At 66.6% G+C, this 23,541-nt stretch carries 24 protein-coding genes; 10 read left to right on the top strand and 14 right to left on the bottom strand.

Going from position 1 to position 23,541, the window contains the following annotated elements; translation table 11 throughout:
• Window positions 1-84: 84 nt before the first annotated feature.
• Both DYI42_RS13580 and hutX read right to left on the bottom strand, forming a co-directional pair.
• Complete coding sequence (locus DYI42_RS13580) at window positions 85-1,338, bottom strand: DNA polymerase IV (RefSeq protein WP_213546528.1); 1,254 nt, start codon at window positions 1,336-1,338, stop codon at window positions 85-87.
• A gap of 59 nt (window positions 1,339-1,397) precedes the next feature.
• On the bottom strand, window positions 1,398-1,898 hold the full coding sequence (gene hutX / locus DYI42_RS13575) for a heme utilization cystosolic carrier protein HutX (RefSeq protein ID WP_213546527.1): 501 nt from the start codon (window positions 1,896-1,898) through the stop codon (window positions 1,398-1,400).
• A 214-nt stretch (window positions 1,899-2,112) separates the two neighbouring features.
• Between hutX and DYI42_RS13570 the strand changes: the two genes are divergently transcribed.
• Entirely contained in the window at window positions 2,113-3,009 is an 897-nt protein-coding gene (locus DYI42_RS13570; RefSeq protein WP_213546526.1) for an SPFH domain-containing protein, read from the top strand.
• Window positions 3,006-3,293, top strand: coding sequence for an NfeD family protein (locus DYI42_RS13565; protein ID WP_342344662.1), 288 nt, complete (start codon window positions 3,006-3,008; stop codon window positions 3,291-3,293). Before DYI42_RS13570 ends, DYI42_RS13565 begins: the two co-directional genes overlap by 4 nt.
• Window positions 3,294-3,347: 54 nt before the next feature.
• Here DYI42_RS13565 and DYI42_RS13560 read toward each other — a convergent pair whose 3' ends face one another.
• Window positions 3,348-3,719, bottom strand: a complete 372-nt coding sequence (locus DYI42_RS13560) for a winged helix-turn-helix transcriptional regulator (RefSeq protein WP_213546525.1) — start codon at window positions 3,717-3,719, stop codon at window positions 3,348-3,350.
• Between the two features lie 120 nt (window positions 3,720-3,839).
• Here DYI42_RS13560 and DYI42_RS13555 point away from each other — a divergent pair, with 120 nt between their 5' ends.
• The gene (locus DYI42_RS13555) at window positions 3,840-4,466 is read left to right on the top strand and encodes an NAD(P)-dependent oxidoreductase (protein ID WP_213546524.1); all 627 of its coding nucleotides are present in this window, start codon (window positions 3,840-3,842) and stop codon (window positions 4,464-4,466) included.
• A 42-nt stretch (window positions 4,467-4,508) separates the two neighbouring features.
• Here DYI42_RS13555 and pyrF read toward each other — a convergent pair whose 3' ends face one another.
• From pyrF to DYI42_RS13540, 3 genes are all read right to left on the bottom strand, one after another.
• Window positions 4,509-5,240 (bottom strand): orotidine-5'-phosphate decarboxylase, encoded by a 732-nt coding sequence (pyrF, locus tag DYI42_RS13550; RefSeq protein ID WP_213546523.1) that lies wholly within the window; start codon window positions 5,238-5,240, stop codon window positions 4,509-4,511.
• Window positions 5,241-5,388: 148 nt separating this feature from the next.
• Window positions 5,389-6,495: a 3-isopropylmalate dehydrogenase gene (leuB, locus tag DYI42_RS13545; protein WP_213546522.1), complete on the bottom strand. Its 1,107-nt coding sequence runs from the start codon at window positions 6,493-6,495 to the stop codon at window positions 5,389-5,391.
• Window positions 6,496-6,530: 35 nt separating this feature from the next.
• Window positions 6,531-7,445, bottom strand: coding sequence for a LysR family transcriptional regulator (locus DYI42_RS13540; protein WP_213546521.1), 915 nt, complete (start codon window positions 7,443-7,445; stop codon window positions 6,531-6,533).
• Between the two features lie 97 nt (window positions 7,446-7,542).
• Here DYI42_RS13540 and DYI42_RS13535 point away from each other — a divergent pair, with 97 nt between their 5' ends.
• Window positions 7,543-8,463, top strand: a complete 921-nt coding sequence (locus DYI42_RS13535) for an epimerase (RefSeq protein WP_213546520.1) — start codon at window positions 7,543-7,545, stop codon at window positions 8,461-8,463.
• Here DYI42_RS13535 and DYI42_RS13530 read toward each other — a convergent pair.
• Window positions 8,383-9,327 (bottom strand): endonuclease/exonuclease/phosphatase family protein, encoded by a 945-nt coding sequence (locus tag DYI42_RS13530; protein WP_213546531.1) that lies wholly within the window; start codon window positions 9,325-9,327, stop codon window positions 8,383-8,385. The genes DYI42_RS13535 and DYI42_RS13530 overlap by 81 nt on opposite strands.
• A 107-nt stretch (window positions 9,328-9,434) precedes the next feature.
• Entirely contained in the window at window positions 9,435-10,226 is a 792-nt protein-coding gene (locus DYI42_RS13525) for a hypothetical protein (protein WP_244867912.1), read from the bottom strand.
• Between the two features lie 575 nt (window positions 10,227-10,801).
• Between DYI42_RS13525 and DYI42_RS13520 the strand changes: the two genes are divergently transcribed.
• Window positions 10,802-12,001 (top strand): TsoY family (seleno)protein, encoded by a 1,200-nt coding sequence (locus DYI42_RS13520; RefSeq protein WP_213546518.1) that lies wholly within the window; start codon window positions 10,802-10,804, stop codon window positions 11,999-12,001.
• A 60-nt stretch (window positions 12,002-12,061) separates the two neighbouring features.
• Here DYI42_RS13520 and leuD read toward each other — a convergent pair whose 3' ends face one another.
• From leuD to DYI42_RS13500, 4 genes are all read right to left on the bottom strand, one after another.
• Window positions 12,062-12,667 (bottom strand): 3-isopropylmalate dehydratase small subunit, encoded by a 606-nt coding sequence (gene leuD / locus DYI42_RS13515; RefSeq protein WP_213546517.1) that lies wholly within the window; start codon window positions 12,665-12,667, stop codon window positions 12,062-12,064.
• Window positions 12,667-14,073: a 3-isopropylmalate dehydratase large subunit gene (gene leuC / locus DYI42_RS13510; protein ID WP_213546516.1), complete on the bottom strand. Its 1,407-nt coding sequence runs from the start codon at window positions 14,071-14,073 to the stop codon at window positions 12,667-12,669. Before leuC ends, leuD begins: the two co-directional genes overlap by 1 nt.
• 193 nt (window positions 14,074-14,266) lie before the next feature.
• Window positions 14,267-14,476, bottom strand: a complete 210-nt coding sequence (locus DYI42_RS13505; RefSeq protein ID WP_213546515.1) for a helix-turn-helix domain-containing protein — start codon at window positions 14,474-14,476, stop codon at window positions 14,267-14,269.
• Window positions 14,476-14,943, bottom strand: coding sequence for a DUF2975 domain-containing protein (locus DYI42_RS13500; RefSeq protein ID WP_213546514.1), 468 nt, complete (start codon window positions 14,941-14,943; stop codon window positions 14,476-14,478). The genes DYI42_RS13505 and DYI42_RS13500 overlap by 1 nt, the downstream gene beginning before the upstream one ends.
• A 134-nt stretch (window positions 14,944-15,077) precedes the next feature.
• On the opposite strand from DYI42_RS13500, the gene DYI42_RS13495 reads away from it, so the two are divergent.
• Both DYI42_RS13495 and DYI42_RS13490 read left to right on the top strand, forming a co-directional pair.
• The gene (locus tag DYI42_RS13495) at window positions 15,078-15,605 is read left to right on the top strand and encodes a hypothetical protein (protein WP_213546513.1); all 528 of its coding nucleotides are present in this window, start codon (window positions 15,078-15,080) and stop codon (window positions 15,603-15,605) included.
• A gap of 89 nt (window positions 15,606-15,694) precedes the next feature.
• Window positions 15,695-17,062 carry a mechanosensitive ion channel domain-containing protein gene (locus DYI42_RS13490; RefSeq protein ID WP_213546512.1) on the top strand — a complete coding sequence of 456 codons (1,368 nt, stop codon included), beginning with the start codon at window positions 15,695-15,697 and terminating at the stop codon, window positions 17,060-17,062.
• Between the two features lie 183 nt (window positions 17,063-17,245).
• Here the strand turns inward: DYI42_RS13490 and DYI42_RS13485 are convergent, their stop codons facing one another.
• Window positions 17,246-17,785, bottom strand: coding sequence for an acyl-CoA thioesterase (locus DYI42_RS13485; RefSeq protein ID WP_213546511.1), 540 nt, complete (start codon window positions 17,783-17,785; stop codon window positions 17,246-17,248).
• 122 nt (window positions 17,786-17,907) lie between these two features.
• Between DYI42_RS13485 and DYI42_RS13480 the strand changes: the two genes are divergently transcribed.
• The 3 genes from DYI42_RS13480 to yaaA all read left to right on the top strand — a co-directional run bounded on the left by DYI42_RS13480 (window position 17,908) and on the right by yaaA (window position 21,190).
• Window positions 17,908-18,192 carry a YggT family protein gene (locus tag DYI42_RS13480; protein ID WP_213546510.1) on the top strand — a complete coding sequence of 95 codons (285 nt, stop codon included), beginning with the start codon at window positions 17,908-17,910 and terminating at the stop codon, window positions 18,190-18,192.
• A gap of 45 nt (window positions 18,193-18,237) precedes the next feature.
• Window positions 18,238-20,289: a DNA helicase RecQ gene (recQ, locus tag DYI42_RS13475; protein WP_213546509.1), complete on the top strand. Its 2,052-nt coding sequence runs from the start codon at window positions 18,238-18,240 to the stop codon at window positions 20,287-20,289.
• Window positions 20,290-20,413: 124 nt separating this feature from the next.
• Window positions 20,414-21,190, top strand: coding sequence for a peroxide stress protein YaaA (gene yaaA / locus DYI42_RS13470; protein ID WP_213546508.1), 777 nt, complete (start codon window positions 20,414-20,416; stop codon window positions 21,188-21,190).
• A gap of 21 nt (window positions 21,191-21,211) precedes the next feature.
• On the opposite strand, the gene DYI42_RS13465 is transcribed toward yaaA, so the two are convergent.
• A complete protein-coding gene (locus tag DYI42_RS13465) occupies window positions 21,212-23,539 on the bottom strand; it encodes an ATP-binding protein (RefSeq protein ID WP_213546507.1) in 2,328 nt (775 codons plus the stop codon).
• Window positions 23,540-23,541: the final 2 nt, after the last annotated feature.

Below are 23,541 nucleotides of genomic sequence, written 5' to 3'. Positions count from 1 at the left end.
ATGTTGCGGGGTGGGGTGGCGTGAGTCCACCCTGGATGCGGTCATGCGGGGCCGGTGGCGGGCAAATTGCCCACCCTACGCCGCCTACCTGAGCGCCCTGCCCTTCAGGATGGCGTCCTTGCCGAAGCGGGCGCGGATGGTATCCGTCGCGCGCTCGGCCTCGGCGCGTTTGCCTGCGTCCGGGTCCAGCAGGTCGCCCGAGAGGTCGGCTGCGGCCTCCGGCGCCAGATCGGACAGGCCAACGCCGATCAGGCGGAAGGGGCCGTCATGCCCGGCATGGTCGAAAAGGTCGCGCGCGGTGCGATATATCCGGTCGGCGATCTGGGTGGGCTCGCGCAGGGTGGTGCGCCGGGTGAGCAGCTTGAACTTGGCCGTCTTGAGCTTGAGCGTCACGGTGCGGCCCGAAAGCTCCTTGGCCTTGGCGCGGGCCGAGACCTTCTCGGACAGGCGCCAGATATGGCCGTCGAGAATGTCGGCGCTGGCCGTGTCCTCGAAGAAGGTCGTCTCGTTGCTGATCGACTTCAGCCCCGAGTCGCGGCTCACCCTGCGCTTGTCCTGCCCGCGGGCGAGGTGCCATAGCCGCGCGCCGGAAGAGCCGAAGCGGGCGGCCAGCTCCTTTTGCTCCCACCGTCGCAGGTCGGCGAAGGTGCGGATGCCGGCACTTTCCAGCGAGGCCTGGAAGGCCTGACCGACGCCCCAGATCATCCGCACCGGCTTGTCGCGCAGGAAATCCTCGGTTTCGGCCGCACCGATCACCGAGAAGCCCTGCGGCTTGTCGAGATCCGACGCGATCTTGGCGAGGAACTTGTTGTGGCTGAGGCCAATGGAGCCGGTGACGCCCAGCTCGGATTTCATCCGTTTCACGAGCTTCGCCAGCATGACGGCGGGCGGGTGGCCGTGCAGCCGGGCGGTGCCGGTGAGATCCATGAAGGCCTCGTCGAGCGAGAGCGGTTCGATGGAGGGCGTGAGCTCTTCCATCAGCGCGCGGATCTGGCGCGACACCTCGACGTAGACCTCCATGCGCGGCTTCACCACCACCGCCTCGGGGCAGAGCTTGAGCGCCTGGAACATCGGCATGGCCGAGCGCACGCCTTTGATCCGGGCGATGTAGCAGGCGGTGGACACCACGCCCCGCCGCCCGCCGCCGATGATGACGGGCTTGGCGGCCAGCTCCGGATTGTCGCGCTTTTCGACCGAGGCATAGAAGGCGTCGCAATCCATATGGGCGATGGAAAGCGAGAAGAGCTCGGGGTGCGCCAGAACGCGCGGCGACCGACAGGCGGGGCAGCGGGCGCCGGTTTCGAACGTGGTGAGGCAATCGCGGCAGAGGGCGGGCATGGGGCACCTTTCAGGGCGCAATCTAGCCCGGCCCGCCGCGCCGCCCAAGAGCCATCAGCTCAGGTTGCTGCCATCTGGTCGCGCAGCGCGGCGAAGGCCTGTTCCTGCCCGGGCAGAAAGGCGCCCGCATTGTCGCGGCCGAGGTAGATCTTGAACATGCAGCTGCCGTCGAAAGCATAGAATTGCACCGAATGCCCCAGCCGCCCCATCATCTCGCGGGAGACGAAGGCGATGGTTTCGCAGGCGTCCAGCTTGAGATGGCCATGCAGCGGCTTGCCCGAGAGGTTGTAATAGCCCCGGCCCTCGGTGCCATCGGGAATGGGGGCCTTCACTTCGAGCACGACGTTGCCGGTGTTGACGATGAAGGTGACCTCGCCCCAGCTGCGCATTGCCTGCATCACCTCGATGAAATGGCTGCCGGAAATGCAGGTCGCCGTGCCCTTCGGCAAGCTCTGCAAGACATCCGCTACGGAGGTTCCGGCCTTTCGGGCGATCTCTTCAAGCGGGGCCATCGGCATTTCGGCAATCGCCGTGGCAAGGGGGGACAAATCAGCGGGCATGGGCGCACCTCCGGGGCAATTCTGTCAGGTTTTCGGGAGGGCTGGCGCGGAGTATGGCGGCTTGCTGGCAGGCGTATGTTAGCGCCGTGGCGGCCCGTGTCCAACCCGCCACGGTCGCCTATCGTGGGGCCGGGTGATTCGGAAAACTCTTCAAAACGGCGTGAGCCGTCCCCATATGTGATGTGGCAGGGGCAGTTAGTTACAGGATTTAGACATGAACCTCATGGATTTCCTACCGGGTGTTGGCGGCGGCACGATCGTGGTCGTCCTGCTGGCGCTCTTTGTTATCATTTCGATCTTTCTCGGGGTGCGGATCGTGCCGCAGTCGGAGAAATACGTGGTGGAGCGGTTCGGGCGGCTGAAAAGCGTGCTCGGACCGGGGATCAACCTGATCGTGCCGTTCATCGACCGGGTGCGCCACAAGGTGAGCATCCTCGAGCGGCAGCTTCCGAACTCCAGCCAGGATGCGATCACCGCCGACAACGTGCTGGTGCAGGTGGAAACGAGCGTTTTCTACCGCATCCTCCAGCCGGAAAAGACCGTGTATCGGATCCGCGACGTGGACGGCGCCATTGCCACAACGGTGGCCGGTATCGTTCGCTCGGAGATCGGTAAGATGGAGCTGGACGAGGTGCAGAGCAACCGGACGGCGCTGATTTCGTCGATCAAGTCTCTGGTGGAGAGCGCTGTGGATGACTGGGGCATCGAGGTAACACGGGCCGAGATCCTCGACGTGAACCTCGACGAGGCCACCCGGGCGGCGATGCTCCAGCAGCTCAACGCCGAACGCGCCCGCCGGGCGCAGGTGACGGAGGCCGAGGGCCGCCGCCGCGCGGTGGAGCTTGCTGCCGACGCAGACCTTTACGCCGCAGAGCAGACCGCCAAGGCCCGCCGCGTTCAGGCCGACGCCGAGGCCTATGCAACCGGCGTGGTGGCCGCCGCGATCCAGGACAACGGGATCGAGGCCGCGCAATACCAGATTGCCCTCAAGCAGGTGGAAAGCCTGAACGCGCTTGGCGCGGGTGAGGGCAAGCAGACGATTATCGTGCCCGCCGACGCGCTGGAAGCCTTCGGCAATGCCTTCAAGATGCTGAAAGGAGTTGCGAGATGACGATGCCCGAGCTTTTCACCACCTGGTGGGCCTGGCTCGCGCTGGCCATCGTGCTGGCCATTCTCGAACTCTTCGCGCCGGGCTTCATCTTCGTGGGTTTCGCCGTGGGCGCGGCGCTGGTGGGCATTCTGCTGGCGCTCGGCCTCACCTTCGGCGGGAGCCTCGCCTGGGTGTTGCTGGTCTTCGCGGTGATCTCGGTTGTGGCCTGGGTCATTTGCTACAAGACCTTTGGCGGCAAGGGCCGGCAGGTTCAGACCTTCGACGAGGACATCAACGAGGGCTGACGGCTCACCGGATCGAGAAATTCAGGGGCCGCCTTCGGGTGGCCCCTTTGCATCTCAGGCCAGTTCGCGCGCATCGTAGCTGCGCCGGTGGGCGTTGATCTCGGGCTGGTGCGCAACGGCCCAGTCGCGCAGCCCTTCAAGCGCCGATTGCAGCGAGCCGCCAAGTGGCGTCAGCGCGTATTCGACCGAGGGCGGGGAGCAGGGCAGCACCTCGCGGCTCACCAGCCCGTCGCGCTCGAGGTTGCGCAGGGTGACGGTGAGCATCCGCCGCGACACGCCGTCAACCACGCGGGCCAGCGCGTTGAAGCGACAGGGGCCCTTCATCAACTCCAGCATCACCAGAAGCGACCAGGCATCGCCGATGCGGTCGAGCACGTCGCGCATGGGGCAGGCGTAGGAAATGCGGCGGCGGGTTTGCATGTTCATCTCGGCGGCTCCTGGGTGGGTTACACGGGGGTAACCATGTGACGGGAGAATGCCTCTCCCGGCATTCGGTTCCTATACGTAAGTAGGTTCTTATCAGTAACCTATTTTGGAGTGAAGCAGATGAAGATTCTTTTGATCGGCGCAAGCGGCATGATCGGCAGCCGCATCCTGGCAGAAGCGGCGGCGCGCGGGCACGCGGTGCACGCGGCCAGCCGGAACCCAAACAAGATCGCCCTGCCCGAAGGCGCCGAAGCCGTTGCCCTCGACGTGACCGATGGCGCGGCCGTGGCGCAGGCGGCAGAGGGCGTGGACGTGATCGTGACCACCGTCAGCCCGCGCAGCACCGGCGATGCGGTGAGCGAAATGGCCGCCATCGGCGCCGGCGCAATGGAGGGCGCCAAAGCCGCAGGCAAGCCGCTGCTGGTCGTGGGCGGTGCCGGCACGCTGAACCTGCCCGATGGCTCGCCCCTGTTGCCCAACCTGCCGCCCGAGATTCTGCCCGAGGCGACCGGCATGAAAGCCTTCAAGGAGAGCCTGCCGGAGAGCGGCGTGGACTGGACGTTCTTTGCCCCCGCCGCGCTGATCGAGCCGGGCGCGCGCACCGGAAAGTATCGCATCGGCGGCGATGTGCTGCTGAGCGATGTCGATGGCGAGAGCCGGATCAGCGCCGAGGACTACGCGATGGCGCTGGTGGATGAGCTTGAAGCGCCGAAGCACCGGGGCGAGGTGTTCACCATCGCCTATTAAGCGGGCGCGCTCATCCGCCCTTCGAGGCGTCTTCGCGCCGGCTCAGGGCAGCTCGGAGATGATGGCACGGGCGGCCCCGTCGGGGTCGTCCGCCTGCCAGACCGGGCGGCCCACCACGATATGGTCGGCCCCCTGCGCCACCGCGAAGGCCGGGGTGGCGATGCGCTTCTGGTCGCCCTTGGCTGCGCCTGCGGGGCGCACGCCGGGGGTGACGATGAGCTTGCCTTCGGCCTGCGGCAACGCCCGGATCACCCCGGCCTCATGGGGCGAGGCAATCACCCCGTCGGCCCCGGCCTCGAAGGCCCGCGCGGCGCGTTCGGTGACGATCTCGGAGATGTCGCCTTCACGGATCAGCCCGGCGTCGAGATCGGCCCGGTCGAGCGAGGTGAGGATGGTAACCCCGAGGATCTTCAGATCGCTGCCGCCCTTGCCCTCTTGCGCGGCGCGCACCACGTGCGGGTCACCGTGGACGGTGAGAAAATCGAGCTCGAACTGGGCGATGCCGCGCACCGCCGCTTCTACGGTGGCGCCAATGTCGAACAGTTTCATGTCGAGGAAGATGCGCTTGCCGTGCTCCTGTTTCAGCTCGTTGGCCAGCGCCATGCCGCCGCCGCAGAGCATGCCCAGCCCGATCTTGTAGAAGCTCACCGCATCGTTCAGCCGCCCGGCCAGTTCGAGGCCCTGCACCGCGTTGGGCACATCGAGCGCCACGATCAGGCGGTCATCCGGCAGGCGGTTGTGGGCGAGAGGGGCATCGGCGGTTGCGGTCTGCATTCGGGGCCTCCTTGGCGTGTTTCCTTTCCCTACGCCCTGGCCCTGCGCCGCGCAAGTTGCCTGCGGTTCGGGGGGGTGAGGCGCGCATGAAAAAGGGCGCGGCCCGCAGGCTGCGCCCCTGTTGATCTCGATGGCTCAGCCGTGGGCGTCAGAGCGACTCATCAAGCGCGGCCACGATGGCATCGCCCATCTCGGCGGTGCTTACCGGCTGCACGCCCTCTTCGCCCAGCAGGTCGGCGGTGCGCAGGCCCTTGGCCAGCACCGCGTTCACCGCCTCTTCGAGGCGCGTCGCCTCTTCGCCCTCGTCGAAGGAGTAGCGCAGCGCCATGGCGAAGCTGAGAATGCAGGCGATCGGGTTGGCCTTGCCCTGACCCGCGATGTCGGGCGCAGAGCCGTGGACCGGCTCGTAAAGCGCCTTGGGGCGGCCATTGGCCATCGGCAGGCCGAGCGAGGCGGAGGGCAGCATGCCGAGCGAGCCGGTGAGCATGGCGGCAAGGTCGGAGAGCAGATCGCCGAAGAGGTTGTCGGTCACGATCACGTCGAACTGCTTGGGCCAGCGGGTGAGCTGCATGGCGCCTGCGTCGGCATACATGTGGCTCAGCTCCACGTCGGGATACTCGGCGTCATGGATCTCCTGCACCACGTCGCGCCAGAGGATGCCGCTCTCCATCACATTGGCCTTTTCCATCGAGCAGACCTTGTTGCCGCGCTTGCGGGCCAGCTCGAAGGCGGAGCGCGCCACGCGGGCGATTTCGCTCTCGGTGTAGCGCTGGGTGTTGATGCCCACGCGCTCGTTGCCTTCCTTGATGATCCCGCGCGGTTCACCGAAGTAGACGCCGGAGGTCAACTCGCGGATGATCATGATGTCGAGGCCCGCCACCACATCCTTCTTAAGCGAAGAAAAGTCGGCCAGCGCGTCGAAGCACTGGGCCGGGCGCAGGTTGGAGAACAGGTCCATCTCCTTGCGCAGTCGCAGCAGCCCGCGCTCGGGCTTCACGCTGAAATCGAGGTTGTCGTATTTCGGGCCGCCCACGGCACCGAGCAGAACCGCGTCCACCTCCTGCGCCTTGGCCATGGTCTCGTCGGTCAGTGGGGTGCCGTGCTTGTCATAGGCGCAGCCGCCCACGAGATCTTCGGACACGTCGAACTTGAGGTCGCGCTTGGCGCCGTACCAGTCGATCACCTTGCGGACCTCGGCCATCACCTCGGGGCCGATGCCATCGCCGGGCAGGATCAGAAGGGAAGGGTTGCTCATCGCGGTCTCCTCGCAGCGTTACGTCGCGCGAGGGCCTACGCCCTACCGCCCGCAGGGTCAAGCAGCGGCGGCAGGGCCTCGGTCAGCACATCCCACACCCGGGCCACGCGCGGCACCCGGCGCATCTCCTCGTGCGCGGCAAGCCACATCGGCAGGGGCGGCACCGGTGGGCCGCGCAGGACGGCCACCACGCCCGGCTCGAGATCGCCCACGAGGCAGGGGCCGAAACCGAGGCCGCAGCCCGCGCAGACCAAGGCCCAGTAAACCGACTGGTCGTCGACGCGGGTTGCAAAGCTGTGCCGGTCGGCAGCGATGCCGTATTGCCGGAGCCCGCGGATGATCCGCTCTTCTCGATCGTTGCCGACGAGATCCATCTGCATCAGATCGGCAAAGCTCTCGGGCAGTTCACGGCCTTCGAGGTAGCTTTCGGCGGCATACAGCCCCATCGGCAGCTCGCCGAGCCGCTTGGCCACGAGATCGAGCTGGGTGGGCTGATACATGCGCACCGCAATGTCGGCCTCGCGAAAGAGCAGGTTGTCGGAGGCGTCGTTGGGCACCAGTTCTATCTGGATTTCCGGTTCTTCGCGCCGCAGGCGCGCGACAATGTCGGGCAACATCCATCGGGTGACGGCGACGGGTGCGGTGATGCGCACGGTGCCTGCCAGCTCTTCCTCGCGGCCCGCGGCGGTGAGCTGCATCCGCATCGCCGCCTCCTGCATCGCCCGGGCGGGCTCCACCAGAGCCGCGCCCGCTTCTGTCAGCGCCAGCCCCTTGGCCACGCGCTTGAAGAGCCGTGTGGCCAGCGCCTCTTCCAGCGCTTTCACCTGGCGCCCCAGCGTGGGCTGACTGGTGCCAAGCTGACGCGCCGCGCCCGAGAGTGAGCCGGTATCGACCACGGCAAGGAAGGCCTGCACGCGGGACCAGTCGAGGGAGGAGAGCGGATTTGCCATTCAGGAGTGAATACCTGACCTCCATGTTTATGCAATTCACATTTGCAGGTGAATAGCCCACTTTCCCCATCGTAACCTTCAGCCCGGAGACTGCCCGATGCCCGGAACAGCCCTTATCCTTGGCCCTACGGGCCGCTTTGGTCGCAATGCCCACATGGCGTTTTGCGAGGCCGGCTGGCGCGTGCGTCCGTTCGATCGTGCCCGCGATGACCTGTGGGATGCCGCCTGGGGCGCCGATATCATCGTGAACGGCTGGAACCCGCCTTATCCGCACTGGGCGCGCGAGTTGCCGGGCCAAGCCGCCCGGATCATCGAGGTGGCCAAGGCCACAGGCGCAACGGTGCTGATACCGGGGAATGTCTACCCCTTTGGCGAGGGTGCGCCGGCGCTCTTCGGCCCTGACACCCCCCATGCGGCCACCAACACGCTGGGCCGCCTGCGGGCGGAGATGGAAGCCGCCTACCGCGCTTCGGGCGTGTCGACCATCGTGCTGCGCGCGGGCGACTACCTGGATACCGAGCCGTCAGGCAACTGGTTTGACAAGGTGATGTCCGCGGGGCTGAGGCAGGGTGTGTTCACCTACCCCGGTCCCACCGACCAGCCCCATGCCTGGGCCTTCCTGCCCGATGTGGCGCGGGCCGCCGTGGTGCTGGCCGAGCGTCGGGAGAGCTTGCCGACCTTCGTCGATATCCCCTTTGCTGGCTACACGCTGACCGGGGCCGAGTTGCACGGCGCGCTTGAGCGGGCCTCGGGCGGGCGGCTGGCCCTGAGGCACATGCCGTGGTGGCCGCTCAGGCTCGCGGCGCCGTTCTGGCCGCTGGGTCGGCACCTTGTGGAAATGTCTTACCTCTGGCGCAAGCCGCATGGGCTGGACCCAGCCCCGCTGGCTGCGCTGTTGCCGGAGTTTCGCGTTACGCCGTTGGCCGAGGCGCTGGCCTCAGCGATCCAGCACCAGATCGATCCAGACGAGCCGGTGGCGCGAGGCCGCGCGCGCCGTGGCAAGGCTCAGCCCGTTTAGCGGCGCGCCCTCCTCAGGCCAGAGCACGCCCGCAGCGGCGAGTGTAAGGCCAGCCTGCGGCAGAAGGTAATCCACCCGCAGGTTGCCGGGCCCGTCCCAATCCACGGTGTCCTGCGCAGGCGGACCGCGATGCCCTGGATCGGCCTCGGCCCGCCCGCCCGGGCCTTCGGGGGCCGGATCCTGCAACGGCCCGGCAAGGAGCGCGCCGAACACATCCCGCAGGCCTTCGCCATCCACCGGGTCCACGTTGAGTCGGCCCGCGACCACTGCGGGCCCGCCCGGTGGCCCGCCGAACGCGCCGTCGAGATAGGCCTGCCACAGCCGCAGCTCATCCTGGGCGCGCCGACCGTTTCGATCTTCGGGGCCGTCGAACACCGGCGGCGTTGCCGAGACGGCTAGGAGGTGCAATGGACCGCCTTGCACCAGGACCGGCACGTCCCAATGGGCAACTGAAGACAGGCGGTGGACGCTTGCGGCGGCCTCGGAGGCAAACCAGGGGTCGCCGCCCGGCAAATCTCGCCAGAGCACATCGGTCAATTCAGTGACCGCGCCGAGCGGGTAGCGGCTGAGAACGGCCATGCCGCCCTCGCCGGGGAAACGCCCGAAGCCCTGTGCATCTTCCGGCTCCTCCAACCGCCCGTCGCCATCGAGATCGAGCCCGGTGCGCAGCCCGGTGTTGCCGGGTGCGGTGAAGCGGTGGGGATAGGGCGCGCCCGCCTCCTCCAGCCGGGTGGCGAGCGCCTCCAGCGTGGCGCCGGTGCCATCCATGTCGATGCCGGTGAGCAGCAGCACATCGGCGTCAGCCGTGCGGATTACTTCCACCACCGCATCCACCTGCGCGTCGCCCCGGGTGATATCACGCAACAGCAGGCCGGGCCCCTTGCGGGTAAGCTCGGGAGAGAAAGTGGCCAGCCGCAGAGTTTCTGCGCGGGCCGGAGATGTTGTCAGGAGGGCCGCAAGCGCGGCGAAGATCAGGCGGCGGCCAGAGTGTCGGCGACGTCGCCGCCGGCCTTGGCCTCGCTCGTGCGGCGGCGCTTTTGCTCGATCATCGAGGCGATGCGCCCCATGGCGATGCCACGCATGAAGAGCGAGGAAGGAAGGAATGCCCATGCCGCCATCGTCCAGATCAGGGTTTGCGGGGCCTCCATGGCAAGCGGGCTGAACACCACTGCCGCCATCTTGGCCACCGCCGGTGCGATGAAGGGTAGCAGGAAACCGAGGGCGATGTTGAGCCTTGCGTCGCGGTGGAGACGATCCACCACGTCGCCTCCCGTGGTGGGGTCGAAGGTGGGCAGGTTGACCCAGACGTTGAAGGCACCCGAACGCGTGGGCCATCCCCCGGCGCGGATGTAGATCACGAAGATCGCAAGCGAGATCAGCGAGGTGAGATAGGCGATGCCCGCCGCGGCGCGGACGAGATCCACGTGCTCGGGGCTCACCGAGGCCGGGAGGCTGAGAAGCACAAGCTGGACCGGGCTGTAGGGAAAGTCGATGATATCGCCGATGAGCTGGCCAACCGCACCGGTAAACACCGTCAGCGCGTTGTCGTCGACCTGGCCACGGCAGAGCATGGTCAGCAGAAAGACGGTGATGAAGAGCGACCCGAAGCGCAACCGGTTGAACGGCGGAGCATCGCGGAACTCGACGAGGCTGGGGTAGTTCGAGGCGTATTCAAAAAGGGTAAGGCCCGCGGCAAAAAGGGCCAGCAGCGCGGTGACCTGCGCTGCATCCGGGCCGATCCGGGGCACAAGCAGAGAGGGCATTGCGATCAGCAATGCCACCAAGCCTGCGCGCACCAAGGCGCCTGTGATCCGTGTGATCACTGCTCGATCCCTTTCCCACGGCCGGCCTCGGTGCATTGCCAAAGGCCCGTTTCCGCGGTGTTCCGCCGATTGTGGCGGTATGCCTCAACTTTGCCCAATTTTTGCCGTCTTTCATTAGCCGCTACAAGCTTCGGTTAAGGTTAACGAAATCAATTTGGCGGTTTCGCGGGCCAACTGGTGCGGCTTTGCATCAAATTGCTGGCAGAAAGGTGGCGAGGCATCGCGTTCACGCAACATGTTGTATGTGCGGCAAAACTCGCCCCAACGAACGTGTTAACGACCTTCGATTGAGACACGATTTAGTTGAATCACCGAAGAAAAAGCCAACCGGAGCGTTTGGCAGCGCATGCGTCCATGGGCCTGCCCGGTTGTGGACCTGTTGCGCAGAGTTCTGCCATCGACGGCAGCAGGACGCCGGTGACGCAGCGGGCCTGGCCCGCACGTATTGACATGGATCAACTCACATTCACGAATATGAATGTATAAGTTGATGGACTCATCAAGGAGACGTCACGATGCAAACCCAACCTCGCACGGGCTACGTGCCCCTCTACTTTCTCGCCGCCCTCGGTGCCGGTGGCCTCATGGTCACCTTCTTTCTCTACCTGATGTTCTGGGTGCCCCACCCCGGCCAGTCGGTGCCGGTGTTCAAAGATATCACCCGCGCCTTCTCCGCCGGCACGCCGCTGCAACAGGCCATGATCGTGGCGGCCTGGGCAGGCATCGCGGGGTTTGCGCTGCTGATGTTCCGCTCGCTGGCGTGGAATCTTCGTACGCTGGCCGCCTATCGCCGCACTGAAGGCCATGACAAGCTGATGGCCTCGAACGCAGGCTCACAGCTCCTGGCGGTGCCGCTGGCGCTGGCCATGGCGGTGAACGGCGGCTTCATCCTCGGCCTCGTCTTCGTGCCGGGGCTCTGGGGCGTGGTCGAATATCTCTTCCCTCTCGCCATGATCGCCTTCACCGCCATCGGGGCCTACGGCCTCAAGCTCTATGGCCGTTTCCTTGCCGAACGGCTGGGCAAGGGCGGAATCGACTGCGCCGCCAACAACAGTTTTGCCCAGACCCTGCCGGGCTTCGCCTTCGCCATGGTCGGCGTCGGCCTCGCCGCCCCTGCCGCGATGAGCACGGTGAAAGCCACGGTGGCGGTGTCGATCATGCTGTCGAGCTTCTTCATCCTGCTGGCGCTGGTCATCGCGCTTGTCACCATGGTGATGGGCCTGCGCGCGATGATGGAGCATGGCGCCAATGCCGAGGCCGCGCCGACGCTGCTGATCGCCATTCCGCTGCTGACGGTCGTCGCCATCGCCTGGCTGCGGCAGGCCCACGGGCTGCATGTGCACTTTGACGTGCACGGCGGCCCTGCCTCGAGCTTCCTGATGCTGCTGCCACTGCTGGCGCTGCAACTCGTCACCGCGCTCTTCGGGCTGACCGTGCTGCGGGCGCAGGGCTACTTCGCCCGCTTCATCTCCGGCCCCGAGCGCTCGCCCGCCAGTTATGCGCTGGTCTGCCCCGGCGTGGCGCTTTCGGTGATGCTCCAGTTCTTCGTCAACAAGGGCCTCGTCGGTGCGGGCGTGATCGAAAAGTTCAGCGCCGTCTATTGGGCCGCTACCGCCCCCGCGCTGATGCTGCAACTGGCGACCATCGCGCTGGTGCTGAAGCTCAACGCCAAGCACTTCGGAGGTGAGAAGACCCCGGTTGCCCTCGCAGCCTGAGACGCACCATAAAAGCAAAGGGGGCCACGCAGGCCCCCTTTTTCGTGTCTCGTGGCAGGCTCAGACCCAGGGCCGCGCCTGCGCCGCCTTCTCCTCGAAGGCCTCGATGCTGGCGGATTTTTCCAGCGTCAGGCCGATGTCATCAAGCCCGTTCAGCAGGCAGTGCTTCCGGAAGGGGTCGATGTCGAAGGTTACCTTGCCACCATCGGGGCCGGTGATTTCCTGCGCTTCGAGGTCGACAGTGACAACGGCGTTCGCCCCGCGCTCGGCGTCGTCCATCAGCTTGTCGACATCTTCCTGCGGCAGCACGATCGGCAGGATGCCGTTCTTGAAGCAGTTGTTGTAGAAGATGTCGGCGAAGCTGGTGGAGATCACGCAGCGGATGCCGAAATCGAGCAGCGCCCAGGGGGCATGCTCGCGCGAGGAGCCGCAGCCGAAGTTGTCACCCGCCACGATGATCTGCGCATCGCGATAGGCCGGCTTGTTCAGCACGAAATCCTCGATCTCGTTGCCCTGCCGGTCATAGCGCATCTCGTCGAAGAGGTTCACGCCCAGCCCTTCGCGCTTGATCGTCTTCAGAAAGACCTTGGGGATGATCATGTCGGTGTCGATATTCACCAGCGGCATGGGCGCCGCGATGCCGGTGAGCTTGTCGAATTTTTCCATTACATCATCTCCCGAACGTCGGTCAGCTTTCCAGTGATCGCCGCCGCTGCCGCCATGCCGGGGCTGACGAGGTGGGTGCGGCCCTTGTAGCCTTGGCGGCCCTCGAAGTTGCGGTTGGAGGTGGAGGCGCAGCGCTCGCCCTCGGACAGCTGATCGGGGTTCATTGCGAGGCACATCGAGCAGCCCGCGAGGCGCCATTCGAAACCGGCGTCCTTGAAGATGTCGGCCAGGCCCTCTTCCTCGGCCTGGGCGCGGACCAGACCGGAGCCGGGCACCACCATGGCGCGCATGCCCTCCTTGATCTTCTTGCCCTTCACGATGGCCGCCGCGGCGCGAAGGTCTTCGATCCGGCCGTTGGTGCAGGAGCCGATGAACACCGTGTCGATGGCGATGTCCGAGAGCTTCTGCCCCGGGGTCAGGCCCATGTACTCGATGGAGCGCTTGGCCGCTTCGACCTTGCCGCCGGTGAAGCTGGACGGGTCGGGCACCACCTCGGTGATCGGCAGCACGTCTTCGGGGGAGGTGCCCCATGTTACCACCGGGGCAATGTCTTCACCGCGGATCGTCACCACCTTGTCGAAATGCGCGCCCTCGTCGGTGTAGAGCGTCTTCCACCAGTCCATGGCGGCCTCCCATTGCGCACCCTTGGGCGCGTGGGGGCGGCCTTTGACATACTCAAAGGTCGTCTCGTCCGGCGCTATGAGGCCGGCGCGGGCGCCGCCTTCGATGGCCATGTTGCACACGGTCATCCGGCCTTCCATCGAGAGCGACTGGATAGCCTCGCCGCAATATTCGATCACGTGGCCGGTGCCGCCTGCGGTGCCGGTCTTGCCGATGACGGCGAGGGTGATGTCCTTGGCGGTGACGCCCGGCGCGAGCTTGCCGGTGATCTCCACCTTCATGTTCTTCGATTTCTTTTGAATCAGCGTCTGGGTGGCCAGCACATGCTCCACCTCCGAGGTGCCGATGCCGTGGGCCAGCGCCCCGAAGGCGCCGTGGGTGGCGGTGTGGCTGTCACCGCAGACCACCGTCATGCCCGGCAGGGTCCAGCCCTGCTCGGGGCCGACGATGTGCACGATGCCCTGCCGCACGTCGCTGACAGGGTAGTAGTGCACGCCGAAGTCCTTGGCGTTCTTGTCGAGCGCGGCCACCTGGATGCGGCTGTCTTCCGTCATCTGGCTGGGGTCGTCGCGGCCCTCGGTGGTGGGCACGTTGTGATCGGGCACGGCGATGGTCTTGTCGGGCGCGTGCACCTTGCGGCCCGCCATACGGAGGCCTTCGAAAGCCTGGGGGCTGGTGACCTCGTGCACGAGGTGCCGGTCGATATAGAGCAGGCAGGTGCCATCTTCGGCTTCATGGGCCAGATGGGCATCCCATATCTTGTCATACAGTGTCTTGGGGGACATGCGGTCCTCTCCCTTGATATGCGTGGGGGTTCGAATGCGGAGGGCGCGCGGGTGGCGCCGCGCCTCATAGGGAGGCGAGGATCGTCAGGGTTGCGCCGAAGAACCGCCACGGCAGGCGGGCCCGGTCATCCATATCGAAAACCACTCTCATGCGCCGGGAGATACACCCGCCCGCCCCTTGCGGCAAGGGGTCTCACGGCTTCGGGACGGCCTCCAGCAGGTCACCGGGCTGGCAATCGAGCACTTCGCAGATGCGCGCAAGCGTCTCGAAGCGGATGCCCTTCACCTTGCCAGACTTCAGCAGGCTGATGTTCTGCTCGGTGATGCCCACGTGCTCGGCCAGCTCGCGGCTCTTCATCTTGCGCATGGCCAGCATCACGTCGAGCCGCACGACGATCTCCATCAGATGAAGCCCCGGTTCTCTTCGGCCACCACGGCGGCCTCGCGCATGGCCCAGCCGATCACCACCATCAGCCCGCCCGCAAGCACCTGCCCCAAGTCGGCGCCCTCCAGCGAGATCGTCAGCACACGCTCACCGGGCGGGTTGGCAAGGCTGGCCAGCATGATTTGAAGCGGGCGGGTGACGAGTTCCAGCGCGACGGCCACCAGCAGCCCCGCGCCGATCCGCAGGATATGGCGCGCGCAGGCCTCGGTGAGGGTTTCGCCCGCCGCGTAGCGCCCGAAGAGCCGGGCCATCTCCCGCAGGAGATAGAGCATCGCCAGCGCTGGAAGAGCGCCCAGCGCGGCCACGCCGGCGCGGTGCAGAGGAGCCAGAGCGCGCTCCGGTGCGATTCCGGCGGCGCGGCGCATCTCCTCGGGCAGATCCGAGAAGGCGATGCCCGCTACGAGGGCCACGGCCAGAATTGCCATGGCAACACAGGTGAGAACCCGGAGAACCGACGCCCAACGGCGCACAGGAGCAGGACCAGCCATCAGAAAACCTCTTTTCACAGCGATTACTTATCGTATTACAATAACTTCATCTCGAATCAAGGAAAATCACCATGCGCCACCTCTTCGCGGCCCTCTGTCTCGCCGCAATGCTCCCCGCCTGTACCACGCTCAACCCGGTGACAGCCGCGCGCCTCTCCCGGATGAACCCGCTCACAGCCGATCCGGCGGCCATCGCTGCGCGGCTCACCTTGCCCGAGGGGCTGGCGGTGCGCCCCGGAAGCGCGATCCTCACCATCTCTGCAGAGCGGAAGGCCACGGGTGAAGCCTTCACGCATGCCTTTGCGCTCGAACAACGGGGCTCCACGTGGCGGCTCTCCCCGGCCGATGTTCAAACGCTGCGCGTCGCGCAGGCAGAGGCGGCGCGCTGGAAGGAGGAAGCGCCCGACGAAACGACGGGCTCGATTCAGCTCAGCCTCGGCGGCTGCGCCGTTGACGAAGGGCCGCACCCCGAGGCCACCGTTGCCGCCGATCTGAGCCTCGATGGCGGTGCCAGCTACGCGCCGTTGATCCGCGGCGTTCCGGTCGCCAGGATCGCGGCAGCGGCAGGCCCGGAGGCCCCCCTGCCCGCCTGCCCGTAACGCGGGGCCACCTGCGATTTTTCCCGCAAGCGCACGTACTTGCCCGACAGGCCGGACGCGTGCCACCATGCCAAGGAGGAGAGGGCTGGATGGACCCAGAAGACCAGACCGAGCAGATAGAGGCGTTGCAGCAGCACTTCACCGGGCTGCTGGGCATGGCCGAGACCTTCCTGCGCTCGATGCTTCAGCCCTGGCGGCTTTACCAGATCGCCATCGTCGTGGCGCTCTTCGCCGCCGCATGGGTGATCCGCAAGTGGGTCTCACCGCGCCTGAGGGCCTGGATGCGCACGCTGGAGGGACGGCCGAAGTGGCAGCTGCGGGTGCTGCTGGTGCTGGAGCAAAGGCTGACGCTGATCTTTTTCGTCGCCCTGTCCTGGGGAACCTTCTGGATCATGCAGGAGGTCACCTGGCCTTCGCGCAGCTACATGATCGGGATCGTCGCCACCATCGCCACCGCGTGGCTGCTCATCGGGCTGGCGACGCGCTTCATCCGCAATCAGTTTCTCCGCCGGGTGGTGCGCTGGGGCGCGTGGATCTGGGTGACGCTCTATTTCCTCGGCCTCTGGGAAGGCGCCTCGGACCTGATGGAAAGCGTGGCGCTGGAGGTGGGCGAGTTCCGCCTGTCGGTGCTGGGCCTGCTGAAAGCGCTGATCATCACCGGGTTGCTGTTTTTCTTCGCCCGCGTGGTGCATCGCGGCGCACAGGGCAAGATCCGCGCCAACAAGGACATCTCGCCCTCGATGCAGGAGCTGATTGTCAAGGTCTTGCAGATCGTGCTCTTCGGCGCTGCCTTCTTCCTCGGCCTCAAGGCCGTGGGCTTCGATCTCACCGGCCTTGCCGTGCTCTCCGGTGCCATCGGCATCGGCCTCGGCTTCGGCCTGCAAAAGGTGGTCTCCAACCTCGTGTCGGGCGTCATCATCCTGCTCGACAAGTCGATCAAGCCGGGGGACGTGATTTCGCTGGGCGATACCTTCGGCTGGATCAACAGCCTCGGCGCGCGCTACGTCTCGGTCGTCACCCGCGACGGCAAGGAATACCTGATCCCGAACGAGGATCTCATCACCGGGCAGGTGGTGAACTGGTCGCATTCCAACGATTTCGTCCGGCTCGATATCTTTTTCGGCACCGCCTATCACGACGATCCACACGAGGTGCGCAAGATCGCCATCGAGGCGGCCAAATCGGTGGACAGGGTGCTGTCGTGGCGCCCGCCGGTGTGCCACATCATCGGCTTCGGCGACAGCTCGGTGGATTACATCCTGCGGTTCTGGATCGAAGATCCGACGGGCGGGCTGACCAACATTCGCGGCAACGTCTTCCTCGCGCTCTGGGATGCCTTCAAGCAGAACAATATCTCAATTCCCTTCCCGCAGCGCGAAGTCCGGATGCTGGAGGATCACGACCCCTCGCAGCCCGCCGATGCGGTGGCAAAGGAGGCGGCGGGCAAAGCCGACTGACCGCCAATTGAGCGGGTGTGCCTGCACGGAATCAAGCCGAAGGCGCCGTGCAGCGCCGACCCGCCCCCCGGGGCGGCGCTTCGTTGAAGTCATGGCGACCTCTGAGGTCAGATGAGCACTGCACCATAAAGCGCACCCGCACATTTGTTGCATGCGCCATCCCACGGGTCGGCGCTGCACGGCTTAGGCGCTGCGCTCCGGCGGCCAGGGGCGCTGGTCCTCGGCGGCGATCCAGGCCTGCACCCAGTCGGGCAGGGCCTTGCCCGGATGATCCGCGAGGCCCAGCTCCTCCATCACCTCCACCGGCGGCACGATCCCCGCCTTCCCTGTCACCGCAGACCGAAACACCGCCTGCCCGCAGCAGGTTTCGCCACGCCACATGCTCTGCTCGATGTAGATGAACCGGTGATCCCAGCCAATCAGGCGGCTGTGCATCTCGAAGCGCTGGAAGGCGGTAATCCGGCGGCGGTAGCGCACCACAGAACCCGCGATGGTCAGGCCCCAGCGGTTGCGGCGCAGCACCGGGATCAGCCCGGCGCGGCGGGCCAGCGGGATGCGGCCGAGATCGTAGAGCGTGAGCGTGCGCCCGTTGTTCAACTCCATCCAGAAATCCAGATCCCACGGCCAGCAGCGGTGGTGGCTGATGTGGGTGCCGTCGAAGGGCAGCGGGGGCTGGCGGCCGGCGAGCCAGAGCTCCTTGGCCATGCGGATGAAAGGATACATGCGGCGCAAGGTGCCCCGCATGACCCCGGCGTCAACCGCGACGTCACGGCACGGTTAACCCGGTTGCAACCGGACCCGGGCATGAATACCTCTGTTGCGGCTCTAACAGAGGATGCCTGCCCATGCTGATGCTCTACCAATTGCTCGATCTCGTGCTCGGCGTGGTCTTCTTCATCATGCTGGCCCATGTGATCATGAGCTGGCTCATCACCTTTCAGATCCTCAACCTGCGCCAGCCCTTCGTCTACCAGCTCTGGGACGGGCTGAACCGCCTGCTGGAGCCGGTCTATCGCCCGATCCGTCGCGTGCTGCCCGACACCGGCGCGCTCGACCTCGCGCCACTCATCGCCTTCGTCGTGGTGATCGCCCTGCGCAACATCATCCTGCCCGGCCTCTTCTTCGGTTGAGCCGACTGGCTTGAAGCCCGCGCGCTGGCGGGGGTAAGGGAGGCCATGCCCGCGCCAGCTGACCTGCTCCACTCCGTCTTCGGCTTCCCCGAGTTCCGCCCGGGGCAAGAAGAGATCGTCGAGTCCGTGCTGGAAGGCGCGCCGACCCTGGCGATCATGCCCACCGGGGGTGGCAAATCGCTCTGCTATCAGCTTCCCGCGCTCTGCCGCGCCGGGGCCACTCTTGTTATCTCGCCGCTGATCGCGCTGATGCGCGACCAGGTGGCGGCGCTGCGCGGGCTCGGCGTGGAGGCGGGCGCCCTCTGCTCGGCCAATACCGAGGAAGAAACCGACGCGGTTTTCAGCGCCATCGACGCAGGCAGGCTGAAGATCCTCTACATGGCGCCCGAGCGGCTGCGCTCTTCAGGCACCGAGCGGCTGCTGCGCCGGGCGGGCGTGCAACTCATTGCCGTGGACGAGGCCCATTGTGTCAGCCAGTGGGGCCATGACTTCCGCCCCGATTACCTTGAAATCGGGCCCCTCTGCGCCCGCATGGGCGTGCCGCTTGCCGCCTTCACCGCCACGGCGGATGCGGAAACGCAGGAAGAGATCATAACCCGCCTGTTCGGCGGCACCCCGCCCCGCGCCTTCCTGCGCGGCTTCGACCGCCCCAACATCCGGCTGGCCTTCGAGGCAAAGGACAAGCCCCGAAACCAGATGCTGGCCTTCGCCGCCGCACGGCGCGGGCAGGCGGGCATCATCTATTGCGGCACCCGGGCGCGGACCGAGAGCATCGCCGCCGCGCTGGAGGCCGAGGGGCACAGCGCAGTAGCCTATCACGCCGGGATGGACCCGGAGCCGCGCCGTGAGGTGGAGCGCCGCTTTCAGGCCGAGGACGGGCTGATCGTGGTGGCGACGGTGGCCTTCGGCATGGGCGTGGACAAGCCCGATATCCGCTGGGTGCTGCATGCCGATCTCCCGAAGTCGATCGAGAGCTACTACCAGGAGATCGGCCGCGCGGGGCGCGACGGGCTGCCCGCCGACACGCTGACGTTATATGGCCCCGATGACATTCGGCTGCGCCGCTCCCAGGTCGACGAAAGCCTCGCCCCGCCGGAGCGCCGGGTGGCGGACCACGGCAGGCTCAACGCCCTCCTTGGCCTCGCCGAGGCGCAGGGCTGCCGCCGCAAGCTGCTTCTGGGCTACTTCGGCGAAGAGAGCGACGATTGCGGCAATTGCGACCTCTGCGAAAAACCGCCCGAGGTGTTCGACGGCACCGAGGCGGTCCGCATGGCCCTTTCTGCGGCGCTGCGCACTGGCGAGTGGTTCGGCGCAGGGCACCTGACCGACATCCTGCTCGGTATCGAGACCGACAAGGTGCGCCAGCGCGGCCATGCCGACCTGCCCACCTTCGGCGTGGGCAAAAAGCACAGCCGAAAGGTCTGGCAGGCGGTCTTCCGGCAGATGATGGGACTGGACCTGATGCGCCCCGACCCGGAGCGCCACGGCGCCCTGCGGATGACGGAAGGGGCCCGCCCCATCCTGCGGGGCGAGGCCAGCATCACCCTGCGCCGAGATTCGATTGCAAAGGCCGACACCGCCCGCCGCCCAGCGGTGAAGGCGCTGGTGAGTGAAGAGGATGCGCCGCTGCTCTCCGCGCTCAAGGCCAAGCGCCGGGCGCTGGCCGAGGCCCAGCGCGTGCCCGCCTATGTGGTGTTCCCCGACAGGACGCTGATCGAGATGGTCGAGCAGCGCCCGGCAACGCTGGACCAGATGGCGCATGTGAGCGGGGTCGGCGCCAAGAAGCTGGAGCGCTACGGCGCCGAGTTTCTGGCCGTCCTCACCGGCGAGGCCGCGCCCGAGCTGCACCCGGCCCGGCGCGAAATGGCGGCGCGCGGTCAGGGCGAGGCCTTCGACAGGCTACAGGCTGCGGCGCAACAGCTCTACCGGGGCGAAGACGGCACCGAAAAGCCGCTCTCCTGCGATACCGCGCTGCTGCGCCGGGTGGTCAAGGCCCATCCGGCGAACCTCGACGCGCTGGGCCGGGTGCAGGGAATGAGCGAGCGCCATCTGGACCGGTTCGGCTGGGCCTTTCTTACCGCACTGGCCTCCGAATAGCCAAGCGCTCGTCAACCGCCCCGACGGTTTCCTCGCCTTGGCGCGGGCGCGGCGAAGACGCCTCGAAGGGCGGATGAGCCGCCCCCTGTTTCCCTCGCCAACGTCCCCCGCTAAAAGCCCCACCATGCTTATCGTCATCTCCCCCGCCAAGCGGCTCGACTGGCAGCCGCGCGACATCGAACAAACGGCCCCGGCCTTTCCCGCAGACGCCGCCAAACTGGCCCGCGCGGGCGCGAAGCTCTCGCGGCCCGCGCTGCAAAAGCTCATGGGCATCTCGCCCGACCTCGCCAAGCTGAACCAGGAGCGGTTCCGCGCCTTCGCGCCCGAGCCGGACGCCGAGGCCACCCGCCCCGCCGCGCTGGCCTTCGCGGGCGATACCTACACCGGCCTCGAGGCCGCATCGCTGGATCCGGAAGAGATGGACTGGGCGCAGGACCGCCTGCGCATCCTGTCGGGCCTCTACGGGCTGCTGCGCCCTCTGGACGCGATCCAGCCCTACCGGCTGGAAATGGGCTCTCGTCTGAAGGTGGGGCGCGCGAACAGCCTCTATGCCTATTGGGGAGACAGGCTGGCGGCGCAGCTTGCCGAACAGGCGAAGGCCCTTGGCACCGATACGCTCGTCAACTGCGCGAGTCAGGAGTATTTCGGCGCGGTGGACCCTGCGGCGCTTGGCGGGCTGAATGTCGTGACGCCGCGCTTCCTTGAGGAAAAGGTAGGCGGGCCGAAGCAGGTCAGCTTCTTCGCCAAGCAGGCCCGGGGCGCGATGGCGCGTTTCGTCGTGCAGCACCGTCTGCTGGACCCGGTTGCGCTTGAGGGCTTCGACACCGGCGGCTACCGCTTCCGCCCCGACCTCTCGGAGCCCGGCCAGCCCACCTTTTCGCGGCCCGACACCACCGCCTGACCTCCACCGCGCCGGGCGGGCCTAGATGGCCTCGACCTGTGCCGCTTTGCCCGGCGCTGCCGAACCCGGCTCTTGCAGCGCTGCCGCAGGCGGATCGAATGGCTCCACGCCCGCGGGGCAATGGATTGCGATCTGTTCGTGGATCAGCTGTTTCTTCAGCGGTTTTGTCAGGTAATGGTCCAGCCCGGCGGCGAGGATCTCTTCGCCGTCACCGGCCATGGCGTGGGCCGTCATGGCCACCACCGGCACGCGGGGCCAACCCCGCTCCTGTTCCATGGCGCGGATTGCGCGGGTGGCGGCCTTGCCGTCGAGTTCGGGCATGGAAATATCCATGAACACAAGGTCCGGGCGTTCGGCCTCGTAGCGTTCCACCGCCTCGCGACCGTTCTCGGCGAAGGTCAGCTCCAGCGTCAGACTCTGCAGCATCTTGGAGAAGACCAGCCGGTTGGTCTTGTTGTCCTCGGCCGCCAGCACCCGGAGGATGCGGGCCGGTTCGGGCGCTGCGGGCGCGGGCGTGCACGCCTGCGCCTCGGCCTCCCGGCCTGCTTGCACGGGCCGAAACCGCAACGGGGGATGCGCGAGAGAGGCATAGACCTTGGCCATCTCCGCGTTCCCGTAGGGGTAATTCAGAACGTGATCTACCCCGCTCCCGGCCAGGGCCGACCGCACGCCGCTTTCCCCCTGCCGCACCACGCAGAGGATCTGGCTTCGCGGCGCGCGCGCGCGCACCTCGCGGAAAATCTCGGTAGCCTCTCCGGCACAGAAATCGCTGTCGATCACGACAAGGTCGGGCTCCGCCCCCTCTGACAGGATGCTGCGCAGCACGTCGGGCGCGCGGGCCACTTCGATATCGAGCCCGGTCAGGGCCGACCGGGCCCGCGCCACTCGCAGCCCGGCCTTCGAGGCGGTGGCGACGACGACGCGGGGCGCCTCGCCCTGCGGCCAGGGGCCACGCCCGCTGGCCGGTGCCTCTGCCTCCAATGCGAGATCAACGGTGAAGGTCGTGCCCTGTTCCTGCTCGGAAACCAGACCGATGCGGCCCCCCATCAGCTCGACCAGCTGGCGGGTGATGGCAAGGCCAAGGCCGGTGCCCTCGAAGCTGCGGTTCTTGTCATCCTGCACCTGGTTGAACTGGCCAAAGATATGCTCTCGCATGCTTTCGGGGATGCCGATGCCGGTGTCTTCCACCTCGATCTGGAAGCCCCAGAGCCACCCCGACGCCGATGGCGGCGCGGCCCGCACGCCGATCCGGACGAAGCCCTCCTCTGTAAACTTGATCGCATTGCCCAACAGGTTCACCACCACCTGGCGCAGCCGCTTCGGGTCGGCAGTGACCTGCACCGGCGCATTGGGCGCGTAATCGAGCAGCAGGTCGAGCCCGCGCTCGCGCGCCACGGGGAGCGACAGGGTGACCACCTCGCAGAGCATGGCCTCGAGATCGAAGGGCTCGGGGAAGAGCTCCAGCTTCTCGGCCTCGGCGCGGGAAAAATCGAGCACATCGTTGATGATTTCCAGCAGGGCCTCGCCCGAGTTTCGGATGGTGCGGATGAAAAGGGCCTGCTCCTCGTCAACCTCGGTATCCAGCAGCAGGTCGGCCATGCCGACGACGCCGTTCATCGGCGTGCGCAGCTCGTGGCTCATCTTTGCGAGGAAGGCGGATTTGGCGCGGGTTGCCGCCTCGGCAGCGTCGCGCGCCTTCTTCAGCTCTCTCTGTCGCCGCATCTCGCCCGTCACGTCGATGCCGAGGCACACCATGTCGCCATTGGCGCTGCGCCTGTCATGCAGGCGCAAATGCCGGCCGTCCCATGTGCGAATGGTGATGTCCGGAATGTCGGGCGTGTCCCAACGGTCGAGCATGGCGGTGATCCAGTCTCCGGGAGATTGCTCGCCCGGGTCCACCAGCCCCTCCTCGATCATCAGGCGGAGCATGTCCATGTAGGTGAGGCCGGGGCGCACGGCCTCCAGCCCGTCGAAGACAGCGAGCCAGGCGTTGTTGGCTGCCACCAGCCGGTCTTCGGCATCGAAGACGGCAAAACGGTCTGTGATCGTTTCAACCGAATCCCACAGCCGACGCTCGGCGATCGTCACCGCCTTTTCGGCCTTCTCCAGGTTGGCGCGGGTTTCCTGCGCCACGCCCTTCATCGTTTCGGCCTCTTCCTTCAGCGCATGGGCCTGCGCGCGGGTGGTGGCCACCACCTCGCGCTGTGCGATGATCGTATCGGACAGCTTGAGCGCATGATCCGAGAGCTTGCGATTGGCCGCCATCAGCTCGCGGCTCTTCAGCTCAAGCATCCGCTCGGCGGCAAGGCGGCCCCGCCGCTCCCTTGCCAGCTTGTCCGTCAGTGACATCG

The organism is Vannielia litorea (genome assembly GCF_018424695.1).
GTDB classification, from domain to species: domain Bacteria; phylum Pseudomonadota; class Alphaproteobacteria; order Rhodobacterales; family Rhodobacteraceae; genus Vannielia; species Vannielia litorea_A.
The sequence above is the reverse complement of the archived record's forward strand: the minus strand, read 5'-3'. Positions and strand labels throughout refer to the sequence as shown.

Coding starts and splice junctions, on each gene's coding strand:
- DYI42_RS13490 (WP_213546512.1), top strand. CDS start 15,695: ATGGACCCAGAAGACCAGACCGAGCAGATAGAGGCGTTGCAGCAGCAC.
- leuC (WP_213546516.1), bottom strand. CDS start 14,073: ATGTCCCCCAAGACACTGTATGACAAGATATGGGATGCCCATCTGGCC.
- DYI42_RS13500 (WP_213546514.1), bottom strand. CDS start 14,943: ATGGCAATTCTGGCCGTGGCCCTCGTAGCGGGCATCGCCTTCTCGGAT.
- DYI42_RS13520 (WP_213546518.1), top strand. CDS start 10,802: ATGCAAACCCAACCTCGCACGGGCTACGTGCCCCTCTACTTTCTCGCC.
- pyrF (WP_213546523.1), bottom strand. CDS start 5,240: ATGCAGACCGCAACCGCCGATGCCCCTCTCGCCCACAACCGCCTGCCG.
- hutX (WP_213546527.1), bottom strand. CDS start 1,898: ATGCCCGCTGATTTGTCCCCCCTTGCCACGGCGATTGCCGAAATGCCG.
- DYI42_RS13560 (WP_213546525.1), bottom strand. CDS start 3,719: ATGAACATGCAAACCCGCCGCCGCATTTCCTACGCCTGCCCCATGCGC.
- leuB (WP_213546522.1), bottom strand. CDS start 6,495: ATGAGCAACCCTTCCCTTCTGATCCTGCCCGGCGATGGCATCGGCCCC.
- DYI42_RS13495 (WP_213546513.1), top strand. CDS start 15,078: ATGCGCCACCTCTTCGCGGCCCTCTGTCTCGCCGCAATGCTCCCCGCC.
- DYI42_RS13535 (WP_213546520.1), top strand. CDS start 7,543: ATGCCCGGAACAGCCCTTATCCTTGGCCCTACGGGCCGCTTTGGTCGC.
- DYI42_RS13565 (WP_342344662.1), top strand. CDS start 3,006: ATGACGATGCCCGAGCTTTTCACCACCTGGTGGGCCTGGCTCGCGCTG.
- DYI42_RS13480 (WP_213546510.1), top strand. CDS start 17,908: ATGCTGATGCTCTACCAATTGCTCGATCTCGTGCTCGGCGTGGTCTTC.
- DYI42_RS13485 (WP_213546511.1), bottom strand. CDS start 17,785: ATGTATCCTTTCATCCGCATGGCCAAGGAGCTCTGGCTCGCCGGCCGC.
- DYI42_RS13555 (WP_213546524.1), top strand. CDS start 3,840: ATGAAGATTCTTTTGATCGGCGCAAGCGGCATGATCGGCAGCCGCATC.
- DYI42_RS13580 (WP_213546528.1), bottom strand. CDS start 1,338: ATGCCCGCCCTCTGCCGCGATTGCCTCACCACGTTCGAAACCGGCGCC.
- recQ (WP_213546509.1), top strand. CDS start 18,238: ATGCCCGCGCCAGCTGACCTGCTCCACTCCGTCTTCGGCTTCCCCGAG.
- DYI42_RS13525 (WP_244867912.1), bottom strand. CDS start 10,226: ATGCCCTCTCTGCTTGTGCCCCGGATCGGCCCGGATGCAGCGCAGGTC.
- leuD (WP_213546517.1), bottom strand. CDS start 12,667: ATGGAAAAATTCGACAAGCTCACCGGCATCGCGGCGCCCATGCCGCTG.
- DYI42_RS13465 (WP_213546507.1), bottom strand. CDS start 23,539: ATGTCACTGACGGACAAGCTGGCAAGGGAGCGGCGGGGCCGCCTTGCC.
- DYI42_RS13570 (WP_213546526.1), top strand. CDS start 2,113: ATGAACCTCATGGATTTCCTACCGGGTGTTGGCGGCGGCACGATCGTG.
- DYI42_RS13505 (WP_213546515.1), bottom strand. CDS start 14,476: ATGGAGATCGTCGTGCGGCTCGACGTGATGCTGGCCATGCGCAAGATG.
- yaaA (WP_213546508.1), top strand. CDS start 20,414: ATGCTTATCGTCATCTCCCCCGCCAAGCGGCTCGACTGGCAGCCGCGC.
- DYI42_RS13540 (WP_213546521.1), bottom strand. CDS start 7,445: ATGGCAAATCCGCTCTCCTCCCTCGACTGGTCCCGCGTGCAGGCCTTC.